Source organism: Niveispirillum sp. (assembly GCF_017996735.1).
Lineage (GTDB): Bacteria > Pseudomonadota > Alphaproteobacteria > Azospirillales > Azospirillaceae > Niveispirillum.
Genome location: NZ_JAGOGJ010000141.1, coordinates 1 through 16008, shown reverse-complemented (window position 1 = coordinate 16008; position 16008 = coordinate 1). Strand labels below are relative to the sequence as shown.

The 16008-nt window shown below is 65.4% G+C and carries 16 protein-coding genes; 14 read left to right on the top strand and 2 right to left on the bottom strand.

Annotation, left to right across the window (positions count from 1 at the left end):
* Positions 1-75: 75 nt before the first annotated feature.
* Positions 76-933, bottom strand: coding sequence for a LysR substrate-binding domain-containing protein (locus tag KBA48_RS27630; protein WP_292911917.1), 858 nt, complete (start codon positions 931-933; stop codon positions 76-78).
* A gap of 133 nt (positions 934-1066) precedes the next feature.
* Here KBA48_RS27630 and KBA48_RS27625 point away from each other — a divergent pair, with 133 nt between their 5' ends.
* The 11 genes from KBA48_RS27625 (at position 1067) to KBA48_RS27575 (ending at position 12874) form a co-directional block, all read left to right on the top strand.
* Positions 1067-1894 (top strand): ABC transporter permease, encoded by an 828-nt coding sequence (locus tag KBA48_RS27625; RefSeq protein WP_292911916.1) that lies wholly within the window; start codon positions 1067-1069, stop codon positions 1892-1894.
* Positions 1895-1899: 5 nt separating this feature from the next.
* Entirely contained in the window at positions 1900-2664 is a 765-nt protein-coding gene (locus KBA48_RS27620; RefSeq protein WP_292911915.1) for an ABC transporter ATP-binding protein, read from the top strand.
* The gene (locus KBA48_RS27615) at positions 2661-3818 is read left to right on the top strand and encodes an acyl-CoA dehydrogenase family protein (protein WP_292911914.1); all 1158 of its coding nucleotides are present in this window, start codon (positions 2661-2663) and stop codon (positions 3816-3818) included. The genes KBA48_RS27620 and KBA48_RS27615 overlap by 4 nt, the downstream gene beginning before the upstream one ends.
* 8 nt (positions 3819-3826) lie before the next feature.
* Positions 3827-4774, top strand: a complete 948-nt coding sequence (locus tag KBA48_RS27610) for a D-isomer specific 2-hydroxyacid dehydrogenase family protein (RefSeq protein ID WP_292911913.1) — start codon at positions 3827-3829, stop codon at positions 4772-4774.
* Between the two features lie 22 nt (positions 4775-4796).
* Positions 4797-5627 (top strand): class II aldolase/adducin family protein, encoded by an 831-nt coding sequence (locus KBA48_RS27605; protein ID WP_292911912.1) that lies wholly within the window; start codon positions 4797-4799, stop codon positions 5625-5627.
* The gene (locus KBA48_RS27600) at positions 5624-6610 is read left to right on the top strand and encodes an ABC transporter substrate-binding protein (RefSeq protein WP_292911911.1); all 987 of its coding nucleotides are present in this window, start codon (positions 5624-5626) and stop codon (positions 6608-6610) included. The genes KBA48_RS27605 and KBA48_RS27600 overlap by 4 nt, the downstream gene beginning before the upstream one ends.
* Positions 6611-6716: 106 nt before the next feature.
* Entirely contained in the window at positions 6717-8894 is a 2178-nt protein-coding gene (locus KBA48_RS27595) for a TonB-dependent receptor (protein WP_292911910.1), read from the top strand.
* 10 nt (positions 8895-8904) lie between these two features.
* A complete protein-coding gene (locus KBA48_RS27590; protein WP_292911909.1) occupies positions 8905-9495 on the top strand; it encodes a cysteine dioxygenase in 591 nt (196 codons plus the stop codon).
* Positions 9495-11078, top strand: coding sequence for a rhodanese-like domain-containing protein (locus KBA48_RS27585; RefSeq protein ID WP_292911908.1), 1584 nt, complete (start codon positions 9495-9497; stop codon positions 11076-11078). The genes KBA48_RS27590 and KBA48_RS27585 overlap by 1 nt, the downstream gene beginning before the upstream one ends.
* 28 nt (positions 11079-11106) lie before the next feature.
* A complete protein-coding gene (locus tag KBA48_RS27580; protein ID WP_292911907.1) occupies positions 11107-11763 on the top strand; it encodes a glutathione S-transferase N-terminal domain-containing protein in 657 nt (218 codons plus the stop codon).
* 16 nt (positions 11764-11779) lie between these two features.
* On the top strand, positions 11780-12874 hold the full coding sequence (locus tag KBA48_RS27575; protein ID WP_292911906.1) for an LLM class flavin-dependent oxidoreductase: 1095 nt from the start codon (positions 11780-11782) through the stop codon (positions 12872-12874).
* 198 nt (positions 12875-13072) lie between these two features.
* Here KBA48_RS27575 and KBA48_RS27570 read toward each other — a convergent pair whose 3' ends face one another.
* Positions 13073-13978, bottom strand: coding sequence for a LysR family transcriptional regulator (locus KBA48_RS27570; RefSeq protein WP_292911905.1), 906 nt, complete (start codon positions 13976-13978; stop codon positions 13073-13075).
* A gap of 108 nt (positions 13979-14086) precedes the next feature.
* Here KBA48_RS27570 and KBA48_RS27565 point away from each other — a divergent pair, with 108 nt between their 5' ends.
* The 3 genes from KBA48_RS27565 to KBA48_RS27555 all read left to right on the top strand — a co-directional run.
* The gene (locus KBA48_RS27565) at positions 14087-14410 is read left to right on the top strand and encodes a nuclear transport factor 2 family protein (protein ID WP_292911904.1); all 324 of its coding nucleotides are present in this window, start codon (positions 14087-14089) and stop codon (positions 14408-14410) included.
* Entirely contained in the window at positions 14407-15186 is a 780-nt protein-coding gene (locus KBA48_RS27560; RefSeq protein WP_292911903.1) for an SDR family oxidoreductase, read from the top strand. The genes KBA48_RS27565 and KBA48_RS27560 overlap by 4 nt, the downstream gene beginning before the upstream one ends.
* Before the next feature lie 499 nt (positions 15187-15685).
* Positions 15686-16008: DNA polymerase ligase N-terminal domain-containing protein (locus tag KBA48_RS27555; RefSeq protein WP_292911902.1), on the top strand; the 323-nt coding region annotated here is incomplete at its 3' end.

Sequence of the window (16008 nt, the reverse complement as noted above, 5' to 3'; positions counted from 1 at the left end):
TATATATAGATAATAACGACACATCCAGGAATAAATAATATTTATGTATTATATTTTATCTTAAAATAGAATATTTTAATTACCCTCAACTCCCCTCGGGATCAGGTCCGCCACAGCAGTTTTTATCAGGGCCGCCAGGCTCTCTAGGGCTGGACTACCCGTCGTGCGGGTGGCCAATGTCATGGAAACTTGGGGCAGCGGTGGAAGGCCTTCATCAATGATTGGTGACATGCCTCCAAAAAGCACAGTGCGGCAGGTAACCCCCAGACCCGCCTGCACAGCGGACCGAAGCGTTGAAAGATTGGGCGTTTCAAGCACAACCCGGTACGGCTGGCCGGCAGCATCCAGCGCATTGATTGCCACCTCTCGGAAACGGCAGGGCTTCTCCAGAACGGCCAGCGACAAGACGGGATCTGACAGTTTTTCAGCGTCCCCGAGCCAGCGCATGGGAACCGTCTGCAAGGCGGTCGGGTCCCCGGCAGGGCCAAAACCCGCAACGATGTCCAGCCTGTCGCCCGACAGCATGTCGAGCAGTTCGGCCGTCCCGGCAACGCGGGCGTGTAGCTGCGCACGCGGATGCAGCTTCGCGAACTGCGCCAGCACACCGGTCAACAGGTTCTCCGATACGTCCTGCACCATGCCCACCCGGACGGGACCGGCGACATCCTCCCCCGCCAGGGCGGCAACCGCCTCGTCATTCAGGACCAGCATGCGGCGGGCATAGCCCAGCAGCGTGGTTCCCGCCGGGGTCAGGGCCAGACGCCGGCCGTCCCGCGCGAAGAGCGGCACCTGCACCAGATCCTCCAGCCGCTTCATCTGCAGGCTGAGCGCCGACTGCGTCAGGAAAATCCGTTCCGTCGCCTTCTGGATCGTACCTGCATCGACGATCACGGCGAAGCTGCGCAACAGGTCGGTCGGCAGGTTGGGCGGCATCGTTCGCTCCGTCACATAAGCGGCGCTCAAGCGGCACCTAAAGGATATTCCATTGTCCATATGGAAATATCATGAATAACATACATCACGACGTGTGTGATTAACTTTTAAATACACATATTTATGGTGAAATATGACCAGCATCACGACGGACCCGCCCAGGACTGGCTTTCCTTCCCTTTCCCGACTGCGGCGTGCGGCAGGCCGGGCATGGTCGCCACGCGCGACCTCGCCCCTGGTCTTGCTGCTGCTGTGGGAAATCGGGGCAAGGACCGGGTTCATTCCTGACCGTATCCTGGCTGCCCCGTCGGCTGTGCTGGGGACCTTCGCGGATTTGACCCTGTCGGGCGAATTGCCCTGGAACCTGCTGGTCTCCCTGCTGCGGGTGCTGGCCGGGATGGCCATCGGCGTGGGGCTGGGCGTGGTGTTAGCCCTGATGGCAGGCCTGTCGAAGCGGGGCGAAGTGCTGGTCGATCCGCCGCTGCAAATGCTGCGCACGCTGCCGCTGCTGGCGCTGGTGCCGCTATTCATCGTCTGGTTCGGCATCGGGGAGGTGCCGAAGGTCGGGCTGATCGCCCTGGGGGCCTTCTTCCCGGTCTATCTGAACCTGTTCAACGCCATCCGGTCGGTGGATGCCAAGCTGGTGGAGGCGGCACAGGTCTTCGGCCTGTCCTGGCGGGAACTGGTGCGCCACGTCATCCTGCCCGGCGCGGCGCCGGGTTTCCTGCTGGGCCTGCGCTACTCGCTGGGTGTCGCCTGGCTGTGCCTGGTGGTGGCGGAACAGATCAATGCATCCGCCGGCCTGGGCAGCCTGGTCAACCATGCCCGCGATTTCCTGCGCACCGACGTCATCGTGCTATGCCTGCTGGTTTATGCCGGCATCGGCCTGGGCGCCGATGCCCTGGTCCGGGCACTTGAAACCCGCGTGCTCGCCTGGCGCCCCAGCTTCGTGAAGGGGTGAACAGGATGTCGATCTCCAGCCCCCTGCGTCTCGTGACCCGCAACGACATCCCCCCGGCCGACGCGGCCGTCCGCCTGCGCCACCTGAACCGCCGGTTCGGCGACAGTAATGTCCTGCGCGACCTGTCACTGGATATCGGCCGCAGCGAGTTCATCGCCCTGCTGGGGCGGTCCGGGTCGGGCAAGACCACACTCTTGAAGCTTCTGGCCGGGATCGACCAGGAGGCGGAGGGGGAGATCGTCACACCGGCCAACCGAACGGTGGTGTTTCAGGAACCACGCCTGCTGCCCTGGAAAAAGGTGTGGGAGAATGTGGCCCTGGGCCTGCCGGCCGGCGATGGGCGGACCCGGGCACTGGCGGCGCTGGCGGAGGTTGGGCTGGCGCATCGCGTCGATGCCTGGCCCGCCACCCTGTCGGGCGGCGAGGCGCAGCGCGCGGCCCTGGCCCGCGCCCTGGTGCGCGAACCGGAACTGCTGCTGCTGGACGAGCCGTTCGCGGCGCTGGATGCCCTGACCCGCATCCGCATGCATGGGCTGGTGGAGGCGCTGTGGCGCACACACCGGCCCTCCATCCTGCTGGTCACCCACGATGTTGATGAGGCGCTGCTGCTGGCCGACCGGGTGCTGGTGCTGGACCATGGGCGCATCGCGCTGGTCGAACCGGTCACCGCAGCCCGCCCGCGCAGCCTGTCCGATCCACAGATTCAGGCCCAGCGCGCACGACTTCTGGCCCGGCTGGGCGTCACCTTGAACGATGAGCCCACGCCATGACCGCCGCTCAGATCACCCCGTTCCCGCGCGATACCACCACCCTGGACAGGCTGGACGCTCTCCTGCCGGAATTGACCGCATCCTTTGCAGCAACGGCGGCAGCGCATGACCGGGACGCCACCTTCCCCGTCGCCAATATCGAACTGCTGCACCGCCACCGCCTGCTGGCCCTGACGGCGCCCAAGGAACTGGGCGGCCTTGGTGCCGATCTGCCGACCACCCTGAAGGTGGTGCGCGCCGTGGCAAAGGGGGAACCGGCCACCGCCCTGGTGCTGGTGATGCAGTATCTGCACCATGCCCGCATCCTGGAGGCCGGCTGGCCCGCCCATCTGGCCAAGCGGGTGGTGGGCGACGCCGTGCATCGCGGCGGTCTGATCAACTCGCTTCGGGTGGAGCCGGACCTGGGCACGCCGGCCCGTGGTGGCCTGCCGAACACGGTGGCGCGACGGGTCAATGATGGCTGGCGCATCAGCGGCCGCAAGCTTTATTCCACCGGCAGTTCGGTGCTGAGCTGGTTTTCCGTCTGGGCGCGCAGTGATGATGACACGCCATTGATTGGCGGCTGGCTGGTGCCGGCATCGGCCCAGGGCATCCGGATCGAGGAGACCTGGGACCATCACGGCCTGCGCGCCAGTGTCAGTCACGACGTCATCCTGGACGATGTCTGGGTGCCCGCCGACCATGCGCTGTCGCCGCAGCCCTACGGGACGGCACCCGCCATCGATCCGGGCTTCCTGATCTGGTCGGGCGTGCTGACGGCCGGGATTTATGATGCGGTGGCGGAAGCGGCGCGCGACTGGTTCGTGGCCTTCGCCAAGTCCCGCGTGCCGGCCAATCTGGGCGCGCCCCTGTCCAGCCTGTCCCGCTTCCAGGAAGTGGCGGGGACCATCGACGGGCTGCTGCTGACCAACCGCCTGCTGCTGAACGCCGCCGCCAGCGGCGCTGTAAACGCGCTGGAAGGTAATCTGGTCAAGCATCTGGTGACAGAAAACGCCATCGCCGCCGTGGAGAAGGCGGTGACTGTCACCGGCAATCCCGGCCTTTCCCGCGCCAATCCCCTGGAACGCCATTACCGCGACGTGCTGTGCGGTCGCATCCATACGCCACAGGCCGATGTGGTGCTGACCGCCGCCGGCCGCGCCGCCTTTGCGTGAGGACCCACATGCCCGAACTCGTCATCGCCAGCCAGTTGAACGCCGACTTCAACGCCCTGCTGGCCCGTGAAATCCCCGATGCCACCATCACGCCCGTCCCGCCCGGCGCGCCGGAAAGCGTGCCAGAGGGGGCCAGCGTGCTGGTCGCCGTTCCCTTCCGCCGCGCCGGCGCCGCCCTGCCCCGCCGGCCCGATGGCTGGCCCTTCAACCTGCGCTGGGTGCAACTGGCGTCCAGTGGCATCGATTTTTATCCCGACTGGTTGTTCGAGGGGCCACTGGTGACCTCGGCCCGTGGCACCTCTGCCAACGCGCTGGCCGAATTCGCCCTGGCCGCCATCTTCGCCGCCACCAAGCGCCTGCCAGAGATCTGGATCGACGGGCCGCAGCGCTGGAACCCGATCCCGCTGGGGACGATTACCGGTTCCGTGCTGGGCTTGGTTGGGTTCGGGGCCGCCGGACAGGCCCTGGCCCGCCGGGCCCTGGCGCTGGGCATGCGTATTGTCGCGGTGCGTCGGTCGGGGGTCGCGCCGGAGGTGCCGGGCGTCGAACTGGCCCCTGATCTGGAGACGCTGTTCGGCCTGTCCGACCATGTCGTGCTGGCCGCGCCGCTGACGCCGGAAACAGAGCGGCGGGTCAATGCCGACCTGCTGGCACAGGCCAAACCCGGCCTGCACCTGATCAATATCGCGCGCGGTGCCCTGATCGATGACGACGCCCTGCTGGCGGCACTGGACAGCGGGAAATTGTCGCTGGCCAGCCTGGACGTCACCCATCCCGAACCGCTGCCCGATGGTCACCCATTCTACCGGCATCCGCGCGTGCGCCTGTCGCCGCACACATCGGTCTTCACGCCGGACCTGCGCGCCAATCTGGCGCTGAAGGTCGCCGCCAACCTGAACCGCCTGCGTCAAAGCCAGCCGCTGATCGACCTTGTCGACCGCGCGCGCGGTTATTGACCGAAGCCCCCGAGGAGCCATCATGAGCCTGCGCCTTGCCGCCGCCACCCGCGTTCCGGACCTGTCGGGCCCGGCCGTCGTGCCACGCCCGCCCGACCCGGACTGGAACGGGCCCGTCCGCCGCCATGACGATCCGGCCGTGGAGCGGCTGTACCGCAAACAGCGGCTGGCCGCCTCCTTCCGCCTGTTCGCGCGCTATGGCTTCGACATGGGCGGTGCCGGGCACATCACGGCCCGTGACCCCGAACAGCCGGACCATTTCTGGGTCAATCCGGCGGGCGTCTTCTTCGGCCATGTCAATGTCAGCAGCCTGCTGCTGGTCAATCACGATGGCGAGATCGTGCATGGCAAGGGGCGGCTGAACCGGGCCGCCTTTGCCATCCATTCCGAACTGCACAAGGCCCGGCCCGACGTGATCGCCGCCGCGCACAGCCACGGCCTGTATGGCAAGACCTGGTCCACGCTGGGCCGGCTTCTGGACCCGCTGACCCAGGACAGCGCCGCCTTCTACAACGATCATGTGCTGTTCGACGATTACACGGGCGTCGTTCTGGACAGCAGCGAGGGGGAGCGGATCGCCGCGACCCTGGGACCGAAATCCGCCGCTATCTTACAGAACCATGGCCTGCTGACCGTGGGGCACAGCGTCGATGGCGCCGTCTGGCGCTATATCGCGTTCGAGAATGCAGCCCATGCCCAGTTGCTGGCCGAAGCCGCCGGCACACCTAAGCCCCTGACGCATGAGGTGGCCACCCATACCCAGGGTCAGGTGGGGCGAGAGGCCGTGTCCTGGTTCTCCTTCCAGCCTTTGTTCGATTTCATCGCCCGTGAAGAACCGGACCTGTTCCAATGATGATCCCCCCTTCCCTGCTTCCCCGACGGTCGTTGCTGCTGGGTGGCGTGGCGCTGCTGGGCCTGTCCGCCTGTGGAGAGAAATCGGGTGACCGGCAGGCGACACCGGGCACGGTGCTGCGTGTCGGCACCTATCGCGGCAACTTCCAGGCTTTCATCAAGGATGCCGGTCAGGACCAGTTCCCCTACGGTGTCACCTACGCCGACTTTGCCGGTGGCAACCTGATCACCGAAGCGATCAATGGCGGTTCCATTGATGTGGGCAGCATGTCGGAAATCCCGCCCATCTTCATCGCGTCGGCCGACGTGCCCCTGCGTCTGGTGGCCACCCTGAAGGGGGAAGTCACCTCGCAGGTGGTGCTGGTGCCGGAAAAGTCGGCCATCCAGTCGGTGGCCGATCTGAAGGGCAAGCGCGTCGGTTATGTCCGGGCTACCACCTCCCACTATATCCTGATCCGCCTGCTGGACGAGGCGGGGATCGGCTGGGGCGATATCACACCCGTGGCCCTGACCCCACAGGATGGGTTGGCCGCCTTCGGGCGCGGCGACCTGGATGCCTGGATCATCTATGGCATCCAGGGCAGCCAAGCCCGCGTCACCTACAAGGCGCGGGTTCTGACCGATGGGCGTGGGCGGCTGTCGGGCAATTATGTCTATGCCGCCTCCACCGCCGCCCTGGCGGATGAGGGCAAGCGACAGGCCATTGCCGATCTGCTGTTGCGCATCGGCCGCACCTATGACTGGGCCGCCAGGAACCCGGAGGCCTGGGCCGCACGGTTGCAGGCGGAAACCGGGGTCTCGTCAGAGATCTTCCTGCTGCAACAGCGTGAGCGCGACCGGGAATATGCGGTGGCCCCCGTCGATGATGAGGCAATCCAGTCCCAGCAGAAGGTGGCCGATGCCTTTACCAAGGCCGGCCTGATCGCGAACCGGGTCGACATCTCCAAACTATGGGATGACCGGCTGAAGGATCTGCTGGCCTGAAGATAAAACACAAGCAAAACAAATAATTATATCAAGAATAACTCGATTTTTATCTCTAATTAATTCTCCGATACTCCCATCGTCACAACATCAACAGAGAAATAGAATGTTCACCCCCAAGTCATTTTACGAAAAAGCCCTCGCCCGTATTCTGGGGGCAAGCCTTTTATGCTCCACGGCCCTGGCATCGGCCCATGCCGCCGATTTGCCGGTGCAGACGGCGGAGGCCAGCGCCGGGGCCGTGGAGGAGATTATCGTGACGGCGGAACGCCGTGCCGCCGATCTTCAGAAAACCGCCATCGCCATTTCCGCCTTCAGCGACGCAAGGCTGGAGGAACGCGACGTGCGCTCCATCCGCGATCTGGCGGGCCAGATTCCTAATTTCAACGTGGCCCGCGTGACCATCGGCTATACGACGCAGACCTTCTCCCTGCGCGGTATTGGTGAGGTCGACCCGATCTCCGAACCCGTCGTGTCGGTCTATGTCGATGATGTCTATATCCCGCGTCAGATCGGTTCCATGACCGATTTCAACGATGTGGAGCGGGTGGAGGTGCTGCGCGGGCCGCAGGGCACGCTTTACGGTCGCAACAGTTCCGCCGGGGCCCTGCGCGTCATCACCCGCCAGCCGGGCAATGATGTGCGTGCTGCCGCCGAACTGTCCGCTGGCAATTATGGCGCCTTCCAGGCCCGCGCCAACCTGTCGGGCCCGGTGGTGGAGGACAAGTTCTATGCCGGTATCTCCCTGCTGCATAATGAGCGGGACGGCGTGACCTACAACGCCACGCTGGGCAAAGACGTGAATAATATCGACGTCAATGCCGTGCGGCTGAAGCTGCGCTTCACACCCAATGACGATCTGGATATCGACCTGTCGCTCGATTACCTGCGCGACCGCAGCGATACGCGGGGCTATGTGCCCGTCGTGCAACCCGGCGGCTTCGATCCCTATCGCACCTTCTCGGAGGTCGAACCGCTGAACAAGCTGGACCAAGGGGGTGGTGCGCTGCGGGTGGCCTATGACCTGACGCCGGACCTGACCCTGAAGTCGATCTCCGCCTATCGCGGCTTCAACCAGCCGGTGGATTATGAGAATGACGGCACCGCCGCCCTGATCCAGAAGAACCTGATCACCTATAACGACCAGTACGCGACCCAGGAATTGCAGTTGAACGGCGATTTCGACGCCGTGACCTTCACCACCGGTGCCTTCTACCTTTATGAACGGTTCGATGTAGAGCGTGACGGCTTCACCCGCCAGGGGGCTTTGGCGACGTCGCCCATCCGGCGCGAAGGCGCCTACAACATCACCAAAACCAACAGCGCCGCCCTGTTCGGCCAGGCGACCTGGAAGGCGACGGACCGCCTGAACCTCACCGCCGGCCTGCGCTACACCAACGAGCGCAAGCAATTCACCTTCGACAATAAGCTGATCAACGATCAGCGGCAGATCATCGGCCCATCCATCGCGGGGGCGGCCAAGCGCACCTGGAATTCAGTGACCCCGAAACTATCGGTGGAATTCCAGGCCGATCCCGATCTTCTGCTCTATGCCACCTATGCGCAGGGCTTCAAGGCCGGTGGCTTCGACAACCGGGCCACGCTGGTCGTGGATGCCGAACGCGGCTTCAACCCGGAAAAGGTTAAGAATTATGAGGCGGGCCTGAAAGGGCAATGGCTGGATAACCGCCTGCGCACCAACCTGGCCGTTTTCTACAACGACTACAAGGACCTGCAGGTTTCCGCCTATGATCCTGACGTGTTCCGTTCCCGTCGCGGCAATGCGGCGTCGGCGGAAACCTATGGCGTGGAACTGGAACTGGATGCGGCCCTGGCCGACGGCCTGTCCTGGCAAGCGTCGGGCGGCTGGTTGCATGCCAATTATCTGACCTATAAGGGGGCGGGCGGCAATGGAGTGAATGCCGATGGCAACCGTCTGCCCAACGCCCCGCGCCTGACACTGTCCAGCGGACTGACCTGGGACATTCCGGGCGCGGTGGCCGGTGGTTCCTTCAAGGCCAACATCAATGGACAATATCAGACGGCCAACTATGCCAGCGCGCTGAACCGCGCGCAGGATAAGGTGCCCAGCCAGGGTTACCTGAATGCCGGCCTGACCTGGGCGCAGGCGGACGGCGGCCCCTGGTCGCTGTCGGGGACGGTCAAAAACCTGACGGATGAGGATCATGTGGTCGGCGTCGGCTACACCCCGTCCGTGGGCATCAACTACGTCAACATCGCCGACCCGCGCACCTGGCTGGTGACGCTGCGGTATCGGCTGTAAGGGGGAAGTGATGGCCATACCCGTCCCGCTCGCCCGTTTCGTCGCCGACCTGTCGGCCCTGCTGGACAGGGGCGATCCCCTGCCGCACGGGGCAGCACCACTGCTGGCGGCACTGGTGTCGCGGGATGATTGGCTGCCTGATGCCTATGCCGTGCCCGACCCGGAACGGTATCGGCAGTACGTGCTCTACCGCGATCCCGACGCGCGCTTCTCCATCGTCAGCTTCGTCTGGGGGCCGGGCCAGGGTACGCCGGTGCATGACCATACGGTCTGGGGCCTTGTCGGCGTGCTGCGCGGGTCGGAGATCAGCCAGGGTTTCGTGAAGGGTGCCGCCGGCCCCCTGGTGCCGCGCGGCGTGCCGCACCGGCTGCTGCCGGGGGAAGTGGAAATCCTGTCACCGGACGCGGGCGATATCCATCGCGTCATTAATGCCGAGGCCGATCGGATTTCGGTCAGCATCCATGTCTATGGCGCCGATATCGGCACCGTGCGCCGCTGGACCTATCCGCCCGACGGTCCGCGTAAACCCTTCATCTCCGGCTATTCCAACGGCACCGACACGCCGCCCTTCACCCTTGAAACCCGCCTGGAACCTGTCTGATGCCGCAACTCCGCCTTGCCTCCACGCATGATGTCCGCCTGTCGCTGATCACAAGGGCGGAGATCGCCCTGATCGACCTGCGGGAGGAGGACCCGTTCGCCCAGGCGCACCCGCTGTTCGCGGCCAATTTCCCTTTGTCGCGGCTGGAACTGGAGGCCTGGGACCGCATCCCCCGCCGCGATACGCCCATTGTCGTCTATGATGATGATGGCAGTCTGGTCAGGCGCGGCGTCGCGGTGTTGGAAGCACTGGGCTACACCGATGTGCGCGTGCTGGACGGTGGACTGACGGGCTGGGCGGCGGCGGGCGGGGAGATTTTCCGCGACGTCAATGTGCCGTCCAAATCCTTCGGCGAGTTGGTGGAGGCGGAGGCCCATACCCCGTCCCTGCCCGCGCCCGACGTGAAGGCCCTGCTGGACGATGGCGCCGATGTCGTCGTGCTGGATGCACGCCGGTTTGAGGAATACCGGACCATGAGCATCCCGACCGGCATTTCCGTGCCCGGTGCGGAACTGGTGCTGCGCGCGCCCACCTTGGCACCCGACCCGAAAACGACGATCATCGTCAATTGCGCCGGCCGCACGCGCAGCCTGATCGGGGCGCAGTCGCTGCGCAATGCCGGACTGCCCAATCCCATCTATGCGCTGCGCAACGGCACCATCGGCTGGACACTGGCCGGGCAGGTTCTGGACCATGGCCAGGAGCGCCGCTTCACCGATGTGGATGCCGATGCCGCCGCCATTGCGCGGGACCGGGCGCGCAAGGTCGCCTATCGCGCCGGCGTGCGCTGGATCGGCCTGGACGGGCTGACCAGCCTGGAGCGGGAGACGGGCCGCACCCTTTACCGCCTGGATGTACGCACGCCGCAGGAATATGCCGATGGCCATCTGCCCGGCTTCCGCAGCGCGCCGGGTGGACAGTTGGTGCAGGAGACCGATCATTCCGCCCCGGTGCGCGGGGCGCGCATCGTGCTGTTCGATGATCTGTCGGCCCGCGCGGATATGTCCGCCTCCTGGCTGGCGCAGATGGGCTGGGACGTGCTGGTGCTGGAAAATGTCCCGGCATCGGCCCTGACGGAGACGGGACCCAACCGTATCCATCATCCCGATCCCGGCCATGTCGAACTGATCAGCCCCTCGCATCTGCTGCGTCTGCTGACCGACGGGCCGGCAACGCTGCTGGATTTCGCACCCGGCCCCACCTGGCGGCGCGGGCATATCGCAGGCAGCCGCTTCATCATCCGCGCCCGGCTGGGCCAGGATCTGCACCGCGACCCGCTTTCCGGCCCCTTGATCCTCACCTCTCCCGACGGGCTGCTGGCCCGGTTCGCAGCAAAGGAGGTGGCGGCACTGACGGGCCGACCGCCGCTGGTGCTGGAGGGGGGCACGGATGCCTGGGTGCGCGCGGGCCTGCCCCTGGTGGCGGGAAGCGAGGGCAACCTGTCCGAATTCGACGATGTCTATCGCCGCCCCTATGAGGGCACGGACAACCCGCACAGCGCCATGCAGGCCTATCTGGACTGGGAATTCGGCTTGGTCGAACAGCTTCGCCGCGACGGCACCCACGGTTTTTACGTCATCTGAGCCTGCTTCATTGGGGGAGAGGTCAAGCATGAGCATCCGTTTTTATTTCGCACCCGGCGCCTGTTCGCTGGCCGTCCATATCGCGCTGGAGGAAGCGGGGGTGGAGCATATCCCCATCCGCCTGTCCCTGGCCGATGGCGACCAGCGCCGGCCCGAGTTCCTGTCCGTTAATCCGCTGGGCCGCATCCCGGCGCTGGTGGTCGATGGGCAATTGATCACGGAAGTCACGGGCATCCTGGCCTGGCTGGCCCATCGCTACCCGCAGGCGGGGTTGCTGCCGCTGGGTGATCCGTTCCTGACGGGAAAGGCGTTCGAGCTGGCCAGTTGGTTCGCCAGCAGCGTCCATCCCAGCTTCGCGCAGATCGGTCGCGGCGAACGGTTCACCGACGATCCCGCCACGCGGGAGGTGCTGAAGGCCGATGGCGCCGTGCGTTTCCGCCGGCACCTGGACCGGATCGAGGCTTTGTTCGCCGATGGCCGTCCCTGGCTGCTGGGCGACCGGTACAGCATCATCGATGCCTATGCGCTGGTTTTCTATCGCTGGGCCCCGCGCCTTTCCATTGATCAGAACGATTTCCCGGCCTGGACCGCGCAGGTCCGCCGCCTTTACGCCCGCCCCGCAATCCTGCGCGCCCTGGCGCAGGAGGGGCTTTCCCCCGAACCGGCCCTGTTGGCCGCCGCCTGAGAAGGAACCTTGAGCCATGAGCGTCGAATTCATCGGTTTCGTGAACACCCGCGAGCATTCCGAAATCCACCCACCGCAGGGTCCGCTGATCCAGCAGGATTACATCACCAAGGTCGCCAAGGCCCATGAGGATGGCGGCTTCGACCGGGTGCTGGTCGCCTTTCATTCCCGCTCCCCCGACAGCATCGCCGTCGCGCATCAGGTGGTGGCGCAGACCAGTCGCCTGGGCCTGATGATCGCGCACCGGCCGGGCTTCACCAACCCGACCGTGGCCGCACACCAGTTCGCGACCCTGGACCATTTCAGCGGCGGGCGCATCGCCGTGCATATCATCACGGGCGGCAGCGACGAGGAACTGAGCCAGGACGGCGATTTCACGACGAAGGACGAGCGGTACGCCCGCACATCGGAATATCTCGACATCGTGCGCCAGGAATGGACCAGCGACCGGCCCTTCGACTATGAGGGGCGCTTCTACAAGGTGTCGCAGGCCTTTGGCGACGTGAAGCCGGTGCAGAAGCCGCATATCCCCGTCTATTTCGGCGGATCGTCCCCCGCTGCGATCGAGGTGGCGGGCAAGCATGCGGATGTCTATGCCCTGTGGGGCGAAACACTGGAGCAGGTGGGCGAAACCATCCGCCAGGTACGGGCCGCCGCCGCAAGGCATGGCCGCAGCATCCGCTTCAGCCTGTCGCTGCGCCCCATCCTGGCCGCAACGGAGGAGGAGGCCTGGGCACGGGCGGAAAGCATCCGTGAACGCACCATCGAACTGCGACAGAAGGCAGGCCTGCCCATCACCGGCCACACGCCACCCAATGAGGGCTCGCTGCGCCTGCTGAAGGCAGCATCGCAGGGCACGCGCCTGGACAAGCGGCTATGGACGGGTGTGGCCGCCGTAACGGGCGCCGCCGGCAACTCCACCTCCCTGGTCGGCACAGCCGAACAGGTGGCCGAGGCGCTGCTGGATTATTACGATTTGGGCGTGTCCACCTTCCTGATCCGTGGCTTCGATCCCTATGAGGATGCCGTGGATTATGGCCGCAGCCTGATCCCCACCTTCCGCCAATTGCTGGCGGAACGCCGGGGGGTCCCGCTGGCCGCTGCCAGCTAGGCCCTGGCCGGTTGGCCGTGGCCGCTGATGAGCAGCGGCGGCACCGGCCCCCCGTCCTGGTGGTCGACCTTGCCCCCACCCGACCGGCAACGGACGGGTGGGGTTCCTGTTTGCGCGCGCGATGTGAAATCAGATGAAGCGGGGGAGCATGATGGAAGCTGCCAGGCCACCCCGCGTTCACACTGCTGTCACAGCCAGTCATACTTTCGCTCTTGCGCCCAGTTCCCGGGCCAGACGGATGAAGGCATTGAGGGCAGCCGATGGATTCCGGCGCCCCGGATAATAGAGACAGAGACCGGCGCGCGCCGGCGTCCAGTCCGCCAGCATCCGGTGGAGGCGACCCGCCTCGATATCGGCACGCACATCCTGTTCCATGAAGAAGCCGATCCCGACACCCTCCAGCACGGCCGTGCGGGCGAGGCCAGCCTCATCCAGGGTGATGGGGCCGTCGACGTCGATCTGCACCACCTGCCCATCCTTCTCGAACGGCCATCGGAACAGGGCGCCGTTCGGCAGGCGGACGCGGACGCACCGGTGGCCCAGCAGGTCGAGCGGGACCAGCGGCCGGTCGCCCGTCTGAAAGTAAGCCGGCGAGCCGACGACCGCATAACGCTGCGGGCGCCCCAGGGAAACCGCGATCATGTCGCTGGGCACGAGGCCGGCAACCCGCACGCCGAGGTCGAAGCCTTCGGCCACGATATCGACAAGCCGCCCCTCGGTGACGAGGTCGATATGGACCTGCGGATGGCGGCGCAGGAACTCCAGCACCAGCGGTGAAAGGATCTCGCGCGCCGCCATGGCGAAGGCGTTGATGCGTAGCGTGCCCGATGGCGTCTCCTGCTGCGCCCGTACTCCGTCCATCGCGCCGTGGATATCCTGCAAGGCAGGGCGGACCTGCTCCACGAACAGACGGCCGGCATCGGTGAGCGATACGCTGCGCGTGGTCCGATTGAACAGCCGGACACCGAGGCTCGCTTCAAGCTTCGCCACGGCATTGCTGAGGGCGGTAGTCGACATGCCCAGATCCAGCGCCGCGACGCGGAAGGAGGCCCTGCGCGCAACCGCCATCACCGCGTCGAGATCGTTCAGACCGGGCCGGTACATTATCCTGCTTTTCGAAATTCCTTATCCATATTTATCCCGCTTATCGGGACATATGTCCACGCCCACATGGAGGTTACCGAAATCTTGCAGAGCCAAGGGAGCAGCACGATGAACCTGCCATCACCGATCCAGGCCTATTTCGATGCCGACAAGCACGGGAACGAGGCGGCCATGGCCCAGGCCTTCGCCCCCGATGCCGTCGTCAAGGATGAGGGCCACGCCTATGCGGGTACCCAGGCCATCATCGCGTGGTGGCACGAAACGAAGGAGAAATACCGCACCGTCCTCGAACCGCTGGAGATGAACGAGGAGGACGGCGCCATCACGGTCCGCGCCATGGCGACCGGGCAGTTCCCCGGCAGTCCCGCAATGCTTGCCTTCCTGTTCCGGCTGGAGAGCGGCCGCATCTCGCATCTGGAGATCGGCGCATGACCGCCTTCCTCACTCTTGAAGGCAAGCGCGCGCTCATCACCTCCGGCACGCGTGGCGCTGGTGCCGCTACGGTGGCGCTGTTCCAGGCATTGGGGGCGCGGGTACTCACCACGGCGCGATCCCGGCCGGACAACCTCTCCGGGGTGATGTTCACCGCCACCGATCTGACCACGCCCGAGGGCTGCGCCACCCTCGCCGCCGCCGTGCGCGAGCAGTTGGGTGGGGTCGATATCGTCGTCCACATGCTGGGGGGCTCGTCCGCCCCGGCGGGCGGCTACGCGAAGCTGGGCGACGAAGAATGGTTCCGGGAGTTGGACCTCAACCTGATGGCTGCCGTCAGGCTGGACCGTGAACTGATCCCGGGAATGGTGGCGCAGGGAAGTGGTGCTGTCATCCATGTCACCTCGATCCAGCGCACGCTGCCACTGCCAGAAGCGACGACCGCCTATGCCGCTGCGAAGGCGGCGCTGTCGACCTACAGCAAGAGCCTTTCGAAAGAGGTCTCGCCCAAAGGGGTGCGCGTGGTGCGCGTGGCGCCCGGCTGGATCGAGACCGAGGCGTCAGTGCGGCTGGCGGAGCGGCTCGCGAAGGAGGCGGGCACGGACTATGAGGGGGGCCAGCGCATCATCATGGACTCCCTCGGCGGTATTCCGATCGGCCGGCCATCGAAGCCGGAAGAGATTGCCAACCTGATCGCCTTTCTGGCTTCCGACCGTGCTGCGACCATTACCGGCACCGAGTACGTGATCGACGGGGGCACGATCCCTACCGCCTGAGCGGCATGCGGCGCCCCGTTGCCAAGGCCGGCGACAGGGGCGCCGCAACGATCAGGACGCCATGGGCTTCACGAGCGTCCTTTTGCTGGAAGGTACCGGCCAAGCTGCCCACGGCCAGGATGCGGGCGCCTTCAGTTGCGACACCGCAACGCCCCGGCGACAAGGCGGCGGGTGGGGTTTCGCACGGCGCTTACCGTGGTGGGCGTCATCATACTCTCCAAATTCTGGCGGTTGGATCTGATGGCGCCGGATATGGAAGCCACATGGTCACGATAACAGCAAAATGCAGCCGGGTTCCGGTGGGCGACCCCGACAAGGAACGGATAGCCGTCTGCGCCGTTTGGCCAGCCAACCCAAGACCCTGAACGACCTGTTCGACAAAACTGCGAAGGACATCTACTTCGCCGGGGAACTTCCCGGCGGCCACGACATTAGCTGCATATGTCCATCGCGGTGACGGGCAGCAGGCCCCAGTTCCCGACAAACCGGAGGATGGCTCGTGGCGGACGGCAAGCTGACTCCCTACACCCGCAAGCGCGACTTCACCCGCACAGCGGAACCCAGCGGCGAGATGGTGCCCGAGATCGGGCCGCAGCGGCGCTTCATCATCCAGAAGCATGATGCGCGGCGTTTGCATTACGACTTGCGGCTGGAGGTGGATGGTGTCTTCAAATCCTGGGCCGTCACCAAAGGCCCCTCGCTGGACCCGCATGTGAAGCGCCTGGCCGTGGAGGTGGAGGACCATCCCCTGGCCTATGGCGATTTCGAGGGCACGATCCCAAAGGGCCAGTATGGTGGCGGCACCGTGCAACTGTGGGACCG

Coding starts and splice junctions, on each gene's coding strand:
- KBA48_RS27605 (WP_292911912.1), top strand. CDS start 4,797: ATGAGCCTGCGCCTTGCCGCCGCCACCCGCGTTCCGGACCTGTCGGGC.
- KBA48_RS27565 (WP_292911904.1), top strand. CDS start 14,087: ATGAACCTGCCATCACCGATCCAGGCCTATTTCGATGCCGACAAGCAC.
- KBA48_RS27580 (WP_292911907.1), top strand. CDS start 11,107: ATGAGCATCCGTTTTTATTTCGCACCCGGCGCCTGTTCGCTGGCCGTC.
- KBA48_RS27585 (WP_292911908.1), top strand. CDS start 9,495: ATGCCGCAACTCCGCCTTGCCTCCACGCATGATGTCCGCCTGTCGCTG.
- KBA48_RS27560 (WP_292911903.1), top strand. CDS start 14,407: ATGACCGCCTTCCTCACTCTTGAAGGCAAGCGCGCGCTCATCACCTCC.
- KBA48_RS27625 (WP_292911916.1), top strand. CDS start 1,067: ATGACCAGCATCACGACGGACCCGCCCAGGACTGGCTTTCCTTCCCTT.
- KBA48_RS27590 (WP_292911909.1), top strand. CDS start 8,905: ATGGCCATACCCGTCCCGCTCGCCCGTTTCGTCGCCGACCTGTCGGCC.
- KBA48_RS27575 (WP_292911906.1), top strand. CDS start 11,780: ATGAGCGTCGAATTCATCGGTTTCGTGAACACCCGCGAGCATTCCGAA.
- KBA48_RS27615 (WP_292911914.1), top strand. CDS start 2,661: ATGACCGCCGCTCAGATCACCCCGTTCCCGCGCGATACCACCACCCTG.
- KBA48_RS27570 (WP_292911905.1), bottom strand. CDS start 13,978: ATGTACCGGCCCGGTCTGAACGATCTCGACGCGGTGATGGCGGTTGCG.
- KBA48_RS27620 (WP_292911915.1), top strand. CDS start 1,900: ATGTCGATCTCCAGCCCCCTGCGTCTCGTGACCCGCAACGACATCCCC.
- KBA48_RS27630 (WP_292911917.1), bottom strand. CDS start 933: ATGCCGCCCAACCTGCCGACCGACCTGTTGCGCAGCTTCGCCGTGATC.
- KBA48_RS27595 (WP_292911910.1), top strand. CDS start 6,717: ATGTTCACCCCCAAGTCATTTTACGAAAAAGCCCTCGCCCGTATTCTG.
- KBA48_RS27610 (WP_292911913.1), top strand. CDS start 3,827: ATGCCCGAACTCGTCATCGCCAGCCAGTTGAACGCCGACTTCAACGCC.
- KBA48_RS27600 (WP_292911911.1), top strand. CDS start 5,624: ATGATGATCCCCCCTTCCCTGCTTCCCCGACGGTCGTTGCTGCTGGGT.